The sequence below is a fragment of the Corynebacterium hansenii genome (assembly GCF_030408795.1).
Lineage (GTDB): Bacteria > Actinomycetota > Actinomycetes > Mycobacteriales > Mycobacteriaceae > Corynebacterium > Corynebacterium hansenii.
Genome location: NZ_CP047211.1, coordinates 97,934 through 112,912 on the forward strand (window position 1 = coordinate 97,934; position 14,979 = coordinate 112,912).

Consider the following 14,979-nt stretch of genomic DNA (forward strand, 5'->3'; position numbering starts at 1 on the left):
TCTGGCCCCTTGCCCCCGCATCGCCCCCGGTCCGCCCCCGATCCGCTCCCCGCCGCCGGTGCCCGCGCTCCGGCGGCGGGGGAGGGCATCAGCGGGCGTCCACCCCCGCGTCGTCGAGCATCGGCACGGACACCAGGGCCTCCGGCACGGCGAAGGCGTCGACGAGCACGTCGGCCCACGGCCCCAGCGAATCGACGAGGTCGTTGATCGCCGCGCGCACCGCCTTCGTGCGCAGGCCGTTCAGCACGTTCTGCTCCTGGTACCAGCCCGAGTGGTCGTTGATGACGGACAATGCGAACAGCGTGCGAATCTGCACGAACACGTCCTTCACCGGCGAGCCGTCGTCAAGCGAGGCCTCCGCCTCCACGAGCGCCTCCAGCAGCATCGCGTCGACCCGCGCCCACCCGCAGGCGATGAGGTGGTCCTGCGCGGCGTCGACGGCCGCGACGGCGTCCTCCACCTCCATCTTTTTCGCGCCGCTGAGGCGCCGCGCGAGCGACTTCAGCAGGTTCGACTCTCGGTCCTCGAAGAGCTTGACCTGGTAGCCGGCGTCGAAGATGTCGGTTTCCTCGCGGTCGGTGACGCTGTCGATGAGCGTCTGCACCGACCGGGCCAGCGGGGTGCGGCGCAGCAGGATGTCGCCGACGTTCTCGACGCCGAAGCGCAGCATGCCCATCGGGTCGAGGTCGGACAGGCCGCGCGCGTAGGCCGTGATCAGCTCCTTGCCCACCATCTGGATCAGGACGGTGTTGTCGCCCTCGAACGTGGTGAACACGTCGGAGTCGTCCTTGTGGATGGTCAGCAGGTTCTCCGCCATGTAGCCGGCGCCGCCGCAGGCCTCGCGGCACGCCTGGATGGTGTCCGTGGCGTGGCGGGTGGCGGCGGCCTTCACGGCCGCGGCGCGCGATTCCATTTCACGCTGCTTCCATTGCTGCTCGTCGGTGGGCTTTGCGACGTCCCACTCGCCGGCGGCGATCAGGCTCTCCTGCTCGTCCAGGCGGGCGATGATCTGGTTCTGCAGCAGCGCCAGGGCGTAGGAGCGGGCCAGGCGCGGCAGCAGGCGCAGACGGTGGGAGCGGTGCTCGATGAGCCGCTTCTCGTTGCCGGGCACGCCCTCGAACTGGCGGCGGCGGGTGGCGTAGCGCAGGGCGATGGTCAGCGACGATCGCGTCGCCGCGCCGGCCGCCGCGCCGACGGAGATGCGGCCGCGGATCAGCGTGCCCAGCATGGTGAAGAAGCGGCGGTTGCGCGAGTCGATCGGCGACGAGTAGTTGCCGCGCTCGTCGACGTCGCCGAAGCGGTTGAGCAGGTTCTCGCGCGGCACCCGCACGTTGTCGAACATGATCGTGCCGTTGTCCACGCCCGGCAGCCCGCCCTTGAGGCCGTGGTCGCCGAGGGTGACGCCCGGCATCGGGTTGCCGTCCTCGTCGCGGATGGGCACGAGGATGCAGTGCACCCCGTGGGATTCGGCGGGGTCGTGGTTGGCGTCGGTGGCGCTGCCGGGCGTGTGCAGCTGCGCGAACACAGCGGCCATGCGGCCGTGGCGGGCGGCGTTGCCGATGTACGTCTTCTCCGCCGCCAAGCTGGGGGAGTGGACGACGAACTCGTCGGTTTCGGCGTCGTAGGTGGCGGTGGTCAGCAGGTTCTGCACGTCGGAGCCGTGGCCGCGCTCGGTCATGGCGAAGCAGCCGAGCAGGTCCAGGTTGATGATCTGCGGCACGAGGTGCATGTGGCGCTCGCTGCCCAGCGCCTCGACCGCGCCGCCGAACAACCCCCACTGGACGCCGGACTTCACCATGACTCCGAGATCCGCGTGCCCGACCATCTCCATCCCGGTCAGGGTCGCGCCGATTTCGCCGGTGCCGCCATGGTCGGCGCTGAACACGCCCTTGGGCATGCCGGTGTCGCGGAGGCGTTCGAGCCGGGCGAGCACCGCCTCGCGGGCCTCGTCCAGCGGCAGTCCCGCCTGCGGGCGGAAGAATTCGTCGTCGAGGAAGGCCCGGACGCGTTCGCGTTCGTCGGCGTACTTGCCGTCGAGGACCTTCTGCAGTTCCTTCGCCACCGCGGGATCCGGGGTGGCGGGCAGTTTCGCGGGCCCCTTGCCCACGGTTTCGGGCTTGGACTTGCCGTCCCCGGCCTTGTCCCCGCCTCTGCCCTTGTCCCCGCCCCTGCCCTTCTCCTTGTCTTTCCCGTCGCCGACTCCCGCGTCCTCGGCGACGGCGGCGGCCGCGACCTTGTCGATGTCGTCGGCCCGTTCGGTGCTCCCCATGGCGACGTCGTCGCCGCGTCGCTCGGATCGGATGGCGTCGTCATTGGTGTCCATGACTCGAGGTTACCGACATTCGCGGCGGGGATATGTCTAATTCGACAGCTATGTGGACACGCAGGCCGCCACCTGCGCTCGGCCACGCCACCTTCGACGAGCGCCGCCAGCGCGGCATCGTCGGCCGGCCCGCACGTGCCCAGCCAACGGTCCAGCGCGTCCCGCTCGGCGGGCGTCACCCACAGGCCGTAGCGGTGCTTGACGGCGACCTGCCGGGCGACGTACTGGCAGCGGAACGCGGAGTTGGGCGGCAGCCACGTCGCGGCGTCGCCGTCGCCCTTGCGCTGGTTCGACGGCCCGTCGACGGCCATCAGGTTCAGCGGGTCATTGGCGAACGCCCGCCGCGCGTCGCCGTCGAGCCCCTGCGCGCCCTTCTGCCAGGCGTCGGACATGGCCACGATGTGGTCGATCTGCACCGCGCTCGACGTCCTCGACCCTCTCTGGAACGCGATCGCCGCGCCGGTGAACGGATCGTGCAGGGTCCCGGCCAGCGCCACGCAGTCGTTGGTGTTCGGCTTGATCTCCACGTCGACCAGGTCGCGCCGCAGGATGTCGTTGCGCGTGTCGCAGCCGTTGTGCCCCAGCGCCACGGGCACGTCGTCGGACCATCGCTGCCCGAACAGGTCCCGGTCGTACCCGGTTTTCGGCGCGCGCCCCTTGGTCTCCAGGGCGGCCAGCTGTCCGCGGATCGCGCCCAGGGGGCCGGCTTCCCCGCTTGACGACGCCCCGCCGTCGCCGCCCATCGCCCCATCGCCGGCAGGGGCGTTCGGGTCGATGGGCGCGGGCGGAGGCGGCTCCGTGGGCGCGGGCTCCGGTTCCGGCGCCCCGGAATCGGCGGAGGCGTCTCCTCCGTCCGGCCCGGCTCCGTCCGAAACCTCGCCCCCGGCGGAAGTCCCGGGGGCGCCGAAGGGGTCCGACGGCGGCGTCGCAAAGCCCTCGCCGTCGAGGGCCGAGCAACCCGACAGTGCCAACCCCGCCGCAAGCACCGCCGCGAGGAGGCGGTGCTTGCGGGGCGTGGTGCGGGCGCTGGATGACATGCGGCGACCATATGACACCGCCCGGATCCGCCCGCGCGAGGGGTTCCGGCTTTGGCGCGCATGTTCGAAGGTATCGATCGCGGGCGGGGCGGCTGCGGAGGGGCTGTGTGGCTGTGGAGGGGCTGGGGCGGAGGGGGGCAGCGGTGGAAGGGGCTGGGCGGCGGCGAACGGCACCCCCGGTTTGTTTCGGCGGGGTTAAACGGCGGTTGCCCGGCGGTAATCAGGCCCCGGGCCAATTGTGTCGCATGTCACAGTGTCCGCGTGACCTGGGGAAATGGTTGTCGCCGAGTTATGTCATTACGGCCGCGACCCCCGATGCTCCTTGCAGAAGCCACGCGCGCGCCGCGCCCGGACCACCGGAAACGCCGACCCGGCACCCCGGGCCCCGGACGCGGCGCGCGACGCGAAAACCCGTGACGTCCGAGAGGACACCAGCAACGAAAGGGGCCGGCAATGACCGACGCCACGAGCCCGAACGACAGCAGCCGCACCGGCGCAACCGGGACGCGCGCAGGCGCCACCCTCGCGCACGGCCCGGCGCGCCGGGGCCTGTACGACCCCTCCCGCGAGCACGACGCCTGCGGCGTCGCCTTCGTCGCCGACATCCACGGCCGCGCCAGCCGCGACATCGTGGACAAGGCGATCCAGGCGCTGATCAACATCGACCACCGCGGCGCCGCCGGGGCGGAGAAGAACACCGGCGACGGCGCCGGCATCCTGCTGCAGATCCCCGACGCGTTCTACCGCGCGGAACTGTCCCACGCGGGCGTGCTGCTGCCGGAGCCCGGCGCGTACGCCACCGGCATCGCCTTCCTGCCGCAGGCCCGCATGGCCACCCTCGACGCCATCCGCGCGGTGGAGGACATCTGCGCCGAGGAGGGCGTGGACCTGATCACCTGGCGCGACGTGCCGGTCGACGACTCGGCGCTGGGCTCGATGGCCCGCGACGCGATGCCGGTGTTCCGGCAGATCTTCGTCTCCGCCAAGGGCCGCGACGGCCGCCCGCTGACGGGCATCGACCTGGACCGCAAGGTGTGGTTCGTGCGCAAGCGCTGCGAGCGCGAGCTCGGCGACCGCGGTGCCGGCCAGGGCGCCGGCGGCGACACCGTGTACTTCCCGTCGCTGTCGAGCCGCACGATCGTCTACAAGGGCATGCTCACCACTCCGCAGCTGGCCGGCTTCTACGCCGACCTGCGGCGGCCGGAGATGACCTCCGCCCTGGCGATCGTCCACTCCCGCTTTTCGACGAACACGTTCCCCTCGTGGCCCCTGGCCCACCCGTACCGGCTGGTCGCGCACAACGGCGAGATCAACACGGTGCGCGGCAACGAGAACTGGATGCGCGCCCGCGAGGCCCTGATCCGCTCGGAGAAGCTGGGCAACATCGACCGCGTCCTGCCGGTGTGCGACCCCGACGGGTCCGACACCGCCCGGTTCGACGAGGCCCTGGAACTGCTGCACCTGGGCGGCCGCAGCCTGCCGCACGCCGTCATGATGATGATCCCGCAGGCGTGGGAGCACGACGACGACCTCGACCCCGACGTGCGGGCGTTCTACGAGTACCACTCCTGCCTCATGGAGCCGTGGGACGGCCCGGCGGCGGTGGCGTTCACCGACGGCACCGTCATCGGCGCCACCCTCGACCGCAACGGCCTGCGCCCGGGGCGCATCTGGGTCACCGACGAAGGCCTGGTGGTCATGGCGTCGGAGGCCGGCGTGCTCGACATCGCGCCGGAGCACATCGTCCAGCGCACCCGCGTGCGCCCGGGCCACATGTTCCTGGTGGACACCGCCGCCGGGCGCATCATCGACGACGCCGAGATCAAGGCCGAGCTCGCCGCGACCGGCCCGTACCGCGAGTGGGTCGAAGAGGGTCTGGTCACCACCGCGGAGCTGCCGCAGCAGCGCTACGAGTACATGCCGCACCGCCGCGCGGTGCTGCGCCAGCGCGTCTTCGGCATCACCGAGGAAGACGTCGACCTGATCATCCGCCCGATGGCGCTGACCGGCGCCGAGGCGCTGGGCTCGATGGGTTCCGACACCCCGATCGCCGCGCTGTCGAACCGCCCCCGCATGCTGTTCGACTACTTCGCGCAGCGTTTCGCCCAGGTGGCCAACCCGCCGCTCGACTCCATCCGCGAGAAGTCCGTCACCAGCATGCACACGCTGCTCGGCGCCGAGGCCGACGTCCTCGACCCGACCGCCGCCGCGGCGCGCCGCATCCGCCTGGACCAGCCGATCCTGGACAACCACGAGTTCGTCACCCTGGTCCGCGCCCACGAGGACGAGCGCTTCGCCGGGTTCGAGTCGGCCGTCATCTCCGGCCTGTACCCGGTGGCCCAGGGCGGCCGCGGCATGCGCAACGCCATCCGCCGCGTGCGCCGCGAGGTCTCCGAGGCCATCGACCGCGGCACGTCGCTGATCGTCCTGTCCGACCGCGAGTCCGACGAGCGGTTCGCGCCGATCCCGTCGCTGCTGCTGACCTCCGCGGTCCACCATCACCTGGTGGCGGAGAAGACCCGTTCGCGGGCCTCGCTCATCGTCGAGGCCGGCGACGCCCGCGAGGTCCACCACATGGCCATGCTCATCGGCTTCGGCGCCGACGCGATCAACCCGTACATGGCGTTCGAGACCATCGACGAGCTGCGGATGAAGAACCGGCTGGGCACCCTCGACCTGGACGAGGCGTGCTCGAACTACTGCCGTGCGGCCGCCGGCGGCGTGCTGAAGGTGATGTCCAAGATGGGCATCGCCACGGTGCAGTCCTACCGCGGCGCGCAGCTGGCCGACGTCATCGGCCTGGCGCAGGACTTCCTGGACGAGTACTTCACCGGCGCGGTGTCGCCGCTGGAGGGCGTCGGCCTGGACGAGGTCGCCGCCGACGTGGAGGCCCGCCACCGCAGCGCCTTCCTGCCCCGCCCGGAGGAGCAGGCGCACCGCGACCTGGACCTGGGCGGCGAGTACAAGTGGCGCCGCGAAGGCGAGTACCACCTGTTCAACCCGGAGACGGTGTTCACGCTCCAGCACGCCACGCGCACCGGCCAGTACGCGGTGTTCCGCGACTACACCCGCAAGGTCGACGACCAGACCAAGCGGCTGGCGACGCTGCGCGGCCTGTTCGAGATGGTCTCCGACCGCCCGCCGGTGCCGATCGACGAGGTCGAGCCGGTGTCGAGCATCGTCAAGCGCTTTTCGACGGGCGCCATGAGCTACGGCTCCATCTCCGCCGAGGCGCACGAGACGCTGGCCATCGCCATGAACCGCCTGGGGGCGATGTCGAACTCGGGCGAGGGCGGCGAGGACCCGAAGCGCTTCGCCCGCGAGGCCAACGGCGACTGGCGCCGCAGCGCGATCAAGCAGGTCGCCTCGGGCCGGTTCGGCGTGACCAGCCACTACCTGTCCAACTGCACCGACATCCAGATCAAGATGGCCCAGGGCGCCAAGCCGGGCGAGGGTGGCCAGCTGCCGCCGTCGAAGGTCTACCCGTGGGTCGCGGAGGTGCGCATCACCACCCCGGGCGTCGGCCTGATTTCGCCGCCGCCGCACCACGACATCTACTCGATCGAGGACCTGGCGCAGCTGATCTTCGATCTGAAGAACGCCAACCCGAACGCGCGCATCCACGTCAAGCTCGTCTCCGAGCTGGGCGTCGGCACCGTCGCGGCGGGCGTGTCCAAGGCCCACGCGGACGTGGTGCTCATCTCCGGCCACGATGGCGGCACGGGCGCGTCGCCGCTGACCAGCCTGAAGCACGCCGGCGGCCCGTGGGAGCTGGGCCTGGCCGAGACGCAGCAGACGCTGCTGCTCAACGGCCTGCGCGACCGCATCCGCGTGCAGTGCGACGGCCAGCTCAAGACCGGCCGCGACGTCATGGTGGCCATGCTGCTCGGTGCGGAGGAGTACGGTTTCGCCACCGCGCCGCTGGTGGTGGAGGGCTGCGTGATGATGCGCGTCTGCCATCTGGACACCTGCCCCGTCGGCATCGCCACGCAGAACCCGGAGCTGCGCAAGAAGTACACGGGCCGGGCCGAGCACGTGGTCAACTTCTTCACGTTCATCGCCGAGGAGATCCGCGAGTACCTGGCGGAGCTGGGTTTCCGCACCATCGACGAGGCCGTCGGCCACGTCGAGTGCCTGCGCCCGCGCTCGGACCTGGCGGAGCTGCCCCGCGCGGCGAAGCTGAACCTCGACCGCATCCTCCACGCCGTCGAGAGCCCCTGGATGGGCCAGGACCCGCGCTGCACCAAGTCGCAGGAGCACGGGTTGGAGGGCACGCTCGACCAGCAGATCATCGCCGACTCCTCGGCGCTGCTGGTCGCCGCCCGCCGCGGCGCGGCCGGCGCCGTCGGGCCGCTGCGCCTGAGCTACCCGATCTCCAACGTCGACCGGTCGGTGGGCACGCGCCTGGGCCACGAGATCACCAAGGCCACCGGCGCCAGGGGGCTTTCCGACGGCGCGCTCGCCGTGGAACTCACCGGCTCCGCCGGCAACTCCTTCGGCGCCTTCGTGCCCTCGGGCGTGGAGCTGCTCCTCGAGGGCGACGCCAATGACTTCGTGGGCAAGGGACTGTCGGGCGGCCGGATCGTCGTCAAGCCGTCCCGGTCGGCCCCGCCGACCGCCGACGCGGCCAGCGACACCATCGCCGGCAACGTCATCGGCTTCGGCGCGACCAGCGGCGAAATCTTCATCCGCGGCACCGTCGGCGAGCGCTTCTGCGTGCGCAACTCCGGCGCGACCGCGGTGGTCGAGGGCATCGGCAACCACGGCTGCGAGTACATGACCGGCGGGCGCGTCGTCGTGCTCGGCCCCGTCGGCCGCAACTTCGGCGCCGGCATGAGCGGCGGCATCGCGTTCCTCCGCGCCGACGGCGGGGCGGAGGAACTGGCCCGGCACATCAACCCCGAGCTCGTCGACCTGCTCGAACCCGACGCCGACGACATCGCGTGGCTCACCGGCGTCATCGCCCGCCACCGCGAGCTGACCGGCTCCACCGCCGACGCCGACCCCGCGTCGATGGTGAAGGTCATGCCCCGCGACTACGCGCGCGTGCTCGATGTCGTCGCGCGCGCCGAAGCCGAGGACCTGGACGTCAACGAAGCGATCATGGAGGCAGTGAACAATGGCTGATCCCAAGGGATTCATGAAGCACCGCCGCGAGGAGCCGGCCCACCGCCCCGTGCCCCTGCGGCTGATGGACTGGAAGGAAGTCCACGAGCACCCGGCGCCCGGGCACATCGAGACCCAGGCGACCCGCTGCATGGACTGCGGCGTGCCGTTCTGCCACGCCGCGTGCCCGCTGGGCAACATCATCCCGGAGTGGAACGACCTGGTGCGGCAGGACCGGTGGCGCGAGGCGTTCGACCGCCTGCACGCGACGAACAACTTCCCGGAGTTCACCGGCCGCCTGTGCCCGGCGCCGTGCGAGGGCGGCTGCGTCCTGGCCATCAACGATGACGCGGTGACCGTCAAGGACATCGAGCTGGCCATCGCCGAGCGCGGCTTCGAGGAGGGCTGGGTTCAGCCGATCCCGCCGAGCTTCGACACCGGCCAGTCGGTCGCGGTGATCGGTTCCGGGCCGGCCGGCCTGGCCGCCGCCCAGCAGTTGACCCGCGCCGGGCATGCGGTGACGGTCTTCGAGCGCGACGACAAGCCCGGCGGGCTGATGCGCTACGGCGTGCCGGACTACAAGATGGAGGCCCGGTTCCTCGACCGCCGCCTGGAGCAGATGGAGGCCGAGGGCACCGTGTTCCGCTGCGGCATCTCGCCGAGCGCCGCTGATCTGGCGGACTTCGACGCGGTGGTGCTGGCCACGGGTGCCACGCTGCCGCGCGACCTGCCCGTCGACGGCCGCGACCTGGACGGCATCCACCAGGCGATGGAGTACCTGCCGCACGCCAACCGCGTGGCGGCCGGCGACGCCGAGGTGCCGGAGATCGACGCCCGGGGCAAGCGCGTGGTGGTCATCGGCGGCGGCGACACCGGCATCGACTGCTTCGGCACCGCCCTGCGCCAGGGCGCGGCGTCGGTCACGCAGTTCGACATCCGCCCGCGGGCCCCGCGCTCGCGTGCGGCGTCGACCCCGTGGCCGATGTACCCGCTGGTCTGGCGCGTGGCCACGGCGCACGAGGAAGGCGAGTACGTCATCTCCGGTTCGGAGCCGCCGGAGGTCACCGCGGCGCTGGGCCTGGATGCGCGGGTGTCCGGCGAGACGCTGGGCAAGCGCGTGTTCAACGCCAACACGGTGTCCTTCCACGGCGAGGACGGGCGAGTCACCGGCATCTCGGCCAACGAGGTCGCCGTCGTCGAGGGCCGCCGCGTGCCCATGAAGGGCACCGACTTCGACATCGACGCCGATCTGGTGCTCATCGCGCTGGGCTTCACCGGCCCCGAGCGCGGCGGGATCGTCGCCGAGCTGGGCGTCGTGTTCGACGAGCGCGGCCGCATGGTCCGCGACGGCGACTACAGGGCGACGCTCGAGCCGGACGCGCTTTACGACGGCTCGTTCACCGGCCCCGTGTTCGTCGCGGGGGACAACGGCCGGGGCGCCAGCCTGATCGTGTGGGCCATCGCCGAGGGCCGCGCCTGCGCCGAGGCGGTGGACCGCCACCTGATGGGCGAGTCGAATCTGCCGCGTGCGGTGGAGCCGGCGGACATGCCCATCGGCGTGTAGCGAAACCGCTGTTGGAGGGGCCGCCGTGACCGGAATTAACCCGGGCGCGGCGGCCCCTCCTTGCGTATGCTCGCTGCCATGATCATGACGACCACCCCCAGCATCCAGGGCCGCGACATCGCCCATTACATCCGCATCGTCTCCTCGGAGGCCATCTCCGGCGTCAACATGTTCAAGGACATCGGCGCCGGCTTCCGCAACCTCGTCGGCGGCCGCGCCGAGTCCTACGAGAAGGAGCTCGAGAAGACCCGCGAGACCGCGCTCGCGGAGCTGTACGAGCGCGCGCAGGCCCTCGGCGCCGACGCCGTCATCGGCGTGGACCTGGACTACGAGGTCCTCGGCGCCGACAACGGCATGCTGATGGTCACCGCCTCCGGCACCGCGGTGAAGCTGGCCTGACGTCCCGCCGGGCCGGGGTGAAGCTGGCCTGACGCCCCGCCGGACCGGGGTGAAGCCGGACCGGGCCCGACGCGGCCCGATCACTCCGGGGCGGTGCGCCCCGAGGCCGGGCGCTCCGTGGCCGGGCCGGTCACGCCCGATCCCACACCCTGTGCTCCGGCATCAGCTTCAGCAGGGACTTCAGCGCCTTGCCGCCGTCGGCGGCCAGGACGATGCCCGGCGCGTCCGCGTCGACGTGGCGCTTGACCAGCTCCCGCCCGTCGCCGAAGGCCGCGATGGCCTTCAGGTGGCGGAACGCCTCGCCGAGCAGCACGGCGATCTCCGGGGCGTCGACGTCGGCCGCGGCGATGACGGCGTCGAACTCGATGGAGCGCGTGTTGTACGTCGTGCGCTGCACCGTCGCGCCGTCGCCGTCGGCGCCCAGCCGGCCCGCATGGTCGGCGATGACCAGCGGCACCATGCCCGCTTCGTCGATGCCCTCGATCAGCGCGTCCAGGGCCTTCGCGTCGGTGTCGTCGTCGGCGATGATGCCCACCTGGCGGCCGTCCAGCGGGTACGGGCCGCGGATCTGCGACAGCGCGGGCGACGGCTCCGGCTCCGGCAGGTCGGCCACCGGATCCGGCGCGGGCAGGCCCAGCCCCTCGGCGACGGACTCCGCCAGCTCCTGGTCGATGTGCGCGAGCACCTCGCCGACCACGCGGCGGCGGATGGTCTCGTCGAAGCACTTGGACAGTTCGAAGGTGTAGGCCTCGATGATGTGGTCGCGCTCGACGTCGGTCAGCGACTTCCAGAACATCCGCGGCTGCGAGAAGTGGTCGGCGAAGCTCGCCGGCTTCTCGCGGGTCTTGATCGCGTCGGCGATCTCCTGCGGCACCTCGATGTAACCGCCCGCGGTCTCCGGGTCGGCCAGGAAGGGGCAGCCGCCGTCGACGGAGTTCGGGTGGTGGGCGTTGATGCCGCCGGGGATGGCGTGCTGCGCGAAACCGTCGCGCTGCATGTCGTTGACCGGGGCATGCGGGCGGTTGATGGGCAGCTGCGTGAAGTTCGGGCCGCCCAGGCGGTGCATCTGGGTGTCCGTGTAGGAGAACAGGCGGCCCTGCAGCAGCGGGTCGTTGGTGGTCTCGATGCCCGGGACCATGTTCGACGGGCAGAAGGCGACCTGCTCGGTTTCGGCGAAGTAGTTCGTCGGGTTGCCGTTGAGGGTCATCGTGCCGATGATCTCCACCGGCGCGAGCTCCTCCGGCACGAGCTTGGTCGGGTCGAGCAGGTCGATGCCCTCGAAGGTCTCCTCGGCGTTGTCCGGGAACACCTGCACGCCCAGGTCCCACTCGGGGAAGGCGCCGGCCTCGATGGCGTCGGCCAGGTCACGGCGGTGCAGGTCCGGGTCGGCGCCGCCGGACAGCTGCGCCTCCTCCCACACCTGCGAGTGGACTCCGAGCTTGGGCTTCCAGTGGAACTTCACCAGCGACGTCTCGCCGGCGTCGTTGATCATGCGGAACGTGTGGACGCCGAAGCCCTCCATCATCCGGTACGAACGCGGGATGCCGCGGTCGGACATGTTCCACATGGTGTGGAACGTCGCCTCGGTGTGCAGCGACACGAAGTCCCAGAAGGAATCGTGCGCGGACTGCGCCTGCGGGATCTCGCGGTCCATGTGCGGCTTGACCGAGTGGACGACGTCCGGGAACTTGATGCCGTCCTGGATGAAGAACACCGGGATGTTGTTGCCCACCAGGTCGTGGTTGCCCTCGTCGGTGTAGAACTTCACGGCGAAGCCGCGGGTGTCCCGTGCGGTGTCGATGGAACCGCGGAAGCCGGCGACCGTCGAAAAGCGCACGAAGACGGGGGTTTCCACGCCCTCCTTGAGGAAGCCCGCGCGGGTGATCTTCGCGGCCTTGCCGTTGGAGCGGAACACGCCGTGGGCGCCGGCGCCGCGCGCGTGGACCACGCGCTCCGGGATGCGCTCGCGGTCGAAGTGCTGCAGCTTCTCCTGGAAGTGGTGGTCCTGCAGCAGGATCGGGCCGCGGGGACCGGCCTTGAGGGAGTGGTCCGTTTCGGCGCGGCGGACGCCCTGCGGGGTGGTCAGGTAGGGGCCCTGCTGGGCGAAGTCGGTGCGGTCGGCGTGGACCGGGCAACCGGTGGGCGTCGCGGGCTTGGGCGAGGTCTGGTCGTCCTTGGGGGCCAGCGGCTCGCGGGGGTCGGTCGGCTCGTCGTAGGCGACCGGTTCGGGGCCGGGGACGCCCGGGCGCATTGCCGCGGCGTCGTGGGCGCCCTTCTTGGCCTTGGTCTTCGCCTTTGTCTTGGTGGCCTTCTCGTCCTTGGCGGACTTGGCGGACTTGGCGGCCTTGGTTTTGGCCTTCGTCTTGGCCTTGTCGCTCTTCTTCTTGCGGTCGTTGCTGGCGGACATGGGGGATCACCGTCACTTCCGAAGTCGGGGCTGGTCAGAGGGCGTGCCCCCGGCCCGCGGGCAGGCGTGAACGGGGGTAACGCCCTTGCCTCCGCCAGGGTAACCGCGATCACGTTTTCGGGTGGAAAACCTTCCGCCCGCGCCGCGATTCCGGGGGGTGCTTGACGACGCCCGCGTGCGCGCCATCCCGCCCGCACCCGCGGGCGCTCACCACCAGTACGCGGGGTAGCGGAGGCGGCGCAGCCGATTGGCGGCCAGCCCCGCGAGGATCACCAGCACCGCCGACGCCATGAGCACGGCCAGGAAGCGGGCGGGGACCGCCGGGGGAATGGTGACCAGGAGCATGGCGGTGGCCGCGCCGGGGGAATGGGCGCAGCGCAGCAGCAGCATCGCGCCGAAGGCGAGGCCCGCCGCGAGCCCGCCGACCAGCACCGACCCACCGAACCAGTGGGCCAGTCCCAGCCCGATCAGCGCGCCGAGCAGATGCCCCAGGACGATGTTGCGGGGCTGCGCCAACGGCAGGTCGGGGCCGCCGACGACCAGTGCGGCGGTGGCGGCCATCGGCGGTATGAGCAGGGCCAGGTCGGTGGCGTCTGCCGCGGCGCCGAGGACGATCAGCGGGATGGTCACCCCGACGGTGGCGCCGAGGATGTGGGTCAGCGGCGGCCGCGGCGGCGCCTGGCTCGCCAGGGCGGCGAAGGCTCCCTCGACGGCATCCGGCTTGGAAGGTTCGTGGTCCCCGGGCATGGGCGACGATTGTGCCTCACCGCGCCGGGGCGAGGCCCAGCGGGTCGGCGTGCAGCGGATCCAGCGCCACGGCGCGGGCGGCGTCGCGGGTGATGGTGCCGCGGGCGCGGGAGACCCTGATGTCGCGTCGGGCCGGGGAGGTGGCGGCGATGGTTCGGGCCGTGACGCGCAGGCCGGCGGCATCGTCGGTGAACGCCGCGCCGGCGAGGATGACGTGCGCGGGGTCGACGATGTCGGCGACCGTGGCCACCGCCAGCCCCAGCAGGCGCGCCCGTTCGTCGAGGATCGCTCGGGCCGCCGGGTTCGTCTGCGCCGCCGCGATGAGCTCGGCGATGGATCCCGCGCGGACCCCTTCGTCGCGGGCGGCGGCGAGCACTCCGGAGGAGCCGACCGCCTCCCGCAGCGTCGCGCCGCCGAGGAGGTCGCTGTCCGCCGGCCGCAGATGTCCGATCGACCCGTCGCCGTGGGCCGGCCGGTGCACCGCGCCGTCGACGGTCCATGCCACTCCGACGAGTTCGCGGGCGTAGAAGTACAGCGACGTCGGCAAGCGTTCGCCGCCCGCCCGCAGCGGGTTGGCCGCCAGTTCGGATGCGGCCATCGCGGCGACGTCGGGGGCGGCGAGGGCGGGGAGGCCGAGGCCGTCGGAAAGCATGCCGACCAGGTCGGTCCGGCCCCAGCCGTAGGAGCGCGAGTTGACCGTCCCGTCGGCGGCGACGTGGCCCGACAGGGCGGCGCCGACCGTGCGCAGCGGCCGGGCGATGCCGGTGCGCAGGCGGTGGATGGCGGCGACGATCGAATCGATGGCCTCGTCAGGGGCCAGCGCGTCCAGCGGCAAGTCGACGTCCGTTTCGCGCAGCACCCGGCCGACCGTGTCGAAGATCGCGATGTGCGACGTGCGTAACCCGAGGTGCGCCCCGACGTGCAGCCACGGCGACTTCGCCGGCGCCAGCGGGACGCGCGGCCGGCCCGTCCCCGTGCCCGTGATCAGGTCCGGGCGTTCCTCGACCAGCCCCGCGTCGAGCAGCGCCGTGACCCCGCGCGCCACCGTCGGCTGCGACAGGCCCGTCGACGCCGCCAGATCGGGGCGGGTAATCGGCCACTGCAGGCGGATCTGGTGGTGCAGCCGCGCCGCCGGCGAAGTGGGCAGGCGGAAGGCGGCCGTCGGGCTGATGGCGGGGGACGCGCCCGTGGACCGCGCGGGCGAAGCTGCGTCCGTGGACCGCGCGCGCGAAACGCCGGCCGGGGCCGTGGCTGCGGCGTGGGTTGCGGCAGCGGCCGGGGCTGCGGCCGCGGTGTGGGGCGTGGCGTGGGCCGCAGCCTTGGCCGGGGCCGGTGTCGCGGCGGCCTCGGCCTGGCGGTCGGCGATCGACGGGGCGGAGCGGGGCATGCGGAACAT

Annotated in this window: 7 protein-coding genes and 1 pseudogene; 3 read left to right on the top strand and 5 right to left on the bottom strand. The window is 72.0% G+C overall.

Annotated features, from left to right (window positions below):
- Positions 1 to 88 precede the first annotated feature (88 nt).
- Complete coding sequence (locus CHAN_RS00415; RefSeq protein ID WP_290290757.1) at positions 89 to 2,323, bottom strand: acyl-CoA dehydrogenase family protein; 2,235 nt, start codon at positions 2,321 to 2,323, stop codon at positions 89 to 91.
- 164 nt (positions 2,324 to 2,487) lie between these two features.
- Positions 2,488 to 3,360, bottom strand: a pseudogene (locus CHAN_RS00420) (HNH endonuclease family protein); the annotation flags it as partial.
- Between the two features lie 453 nt (positions 3,361 to 3,813).
- Between CHAN_RS00420 and gltB the strand changes: the two are divergent.
- The 3 genes from gltB (at position 3,814) to CHAN_RS00435 (ending at position 10,429) form a co-directional block, all read left to right on the top strand.
- Positions 3,814 to 8,487, top strand: a complete 4,674-nt coding sequence (gltB, locus tag CHAN_RS00425) for a glutamate synthase large subunit (protein WP_290290759.1) — start codon at positions 3,814 to 3,816, stop codon at positions 8,485 to 8,487.
- Positions 8,480 to 10,030 (top strand): glutamate synthase subunit beta, encoded by a 1,551-nt coding sequence (locus CHAN_RS00430; protein WP_290290760.1) that lies wholly within the window; start codon positions 8,480 to 8,482, stop codon positions 10,028 to 10,030. The genes gltB and CHAN_RS00430 overlap by 8 nt, the downstream gene beginning before the upstream one ends.
- 78 nt (positions 10,031 to 10,108) lie before the next feature.
- Positions 10,109 to 10,429 (top strand): heavy metal-binding domain-containing protein, encoded by a 321-nt coding sequence (locus CHAN_RS00435; protein WP_048743198.1) that lies wholly within the window; start codon positions 10,109 to 10,111, stop codon positions 10,427 to 10,429.
- A 130-nt stretch (positions 10,430 to 10,559) separates the two neighbouring features.
- On the opposite strand, the gene CHAN_RS00440 is transcribed toward CHAN_RS00435, so the two are convergent.
- From CHAN_RS00440 to CHAN_RS00450, 3 genes are all read right to left on the bottom strand, one after another.
- Positions 10,560 to 12,680: a catalase gene (locus CHAN_RS00440; protein WP_290293194.1), complete on the bottom strand. Its 2,121-nt coding sequence runs from the start codon at positions 12,678 to 12,680 to the stop codon at positions 10,560 to 10,562.
- Positions 12,681 to 13,043: 363 nt separating this feature from the next.
- Complete coding sequence (locus tag CHAN_RS00445; RefSeq protein WP_290290762.1) at positions 13,044 to 13,583, bottom strand: HPP family protein; 540 nt, start codon at positions 13,581 to 13,583, stop codon at positions 13,044 to 13,046.
- Positions 13,584 to 13,599: 16 nt separating this feature from the next.
- Positions 13,600 to 14,970: an ROK family transcriptional regulator gene (locus CHAN_RS00450; RefSeq protein WP_290290765.1), complete on the bottom strand. Its 1,371-nt coding sequence runs from the start codon at positions 14,968 to 14,970 to the stop codon at positions 13,600 to 13,602.
- Positions 14,971 to 14,979 lie beyond the last annotated feature (9 nt).

Coding starts and splice junctions, on each gene's coding strand:
- CHAN_RS00450 (WP_290290765.1), bottom strand. CDS start 14,970: ATGCCCCGCTCCGCCCCGTCGATCGCCGACCGCCAGGCCGAGGCCGCC.
- gltB (WP_290290759.1), top strand. CDS start 3,814: ATGACCGACGCCACGAGCCCGAACGACAGCAGCCGCACCGGCGCAACC.
- CHAN_RS00440 (WP_290293194.1), bottom strand. CDS start 12,680: ATGCGCCCGGGCGTCCCCGGCCCCGAACCGGTCGCCTACGACGAGCCG.
- CHAN_RS00445 (WP_290290762.1), bottom strand. CDS start 13,583: ATGCCCGGGGACCACGAACCTTCCAAGCCGGATGCCGTCGAGGGAGCC.
- CHAN_RS00430 (WP_290290760.1), top strand. CDS start 8,480: ATGGCTGATCCCAAGGGATTCATGAAGCACCGCCGCGAGGAGCCGGCC.
- CHAN_RS00415 (WP_290290757.1), bottom strand. CDS start 2,323: ATGGACACCAATGACGACGCCATCCGATCCGAGCGACGCGGCGACGAC.
- CHAN_RS00435 (WP_048743198.1), top strand. CDS start 10,109: ATGATCATGACGACCACCCCCAGCATCCAGGGCCGCGACATCGCCCAT.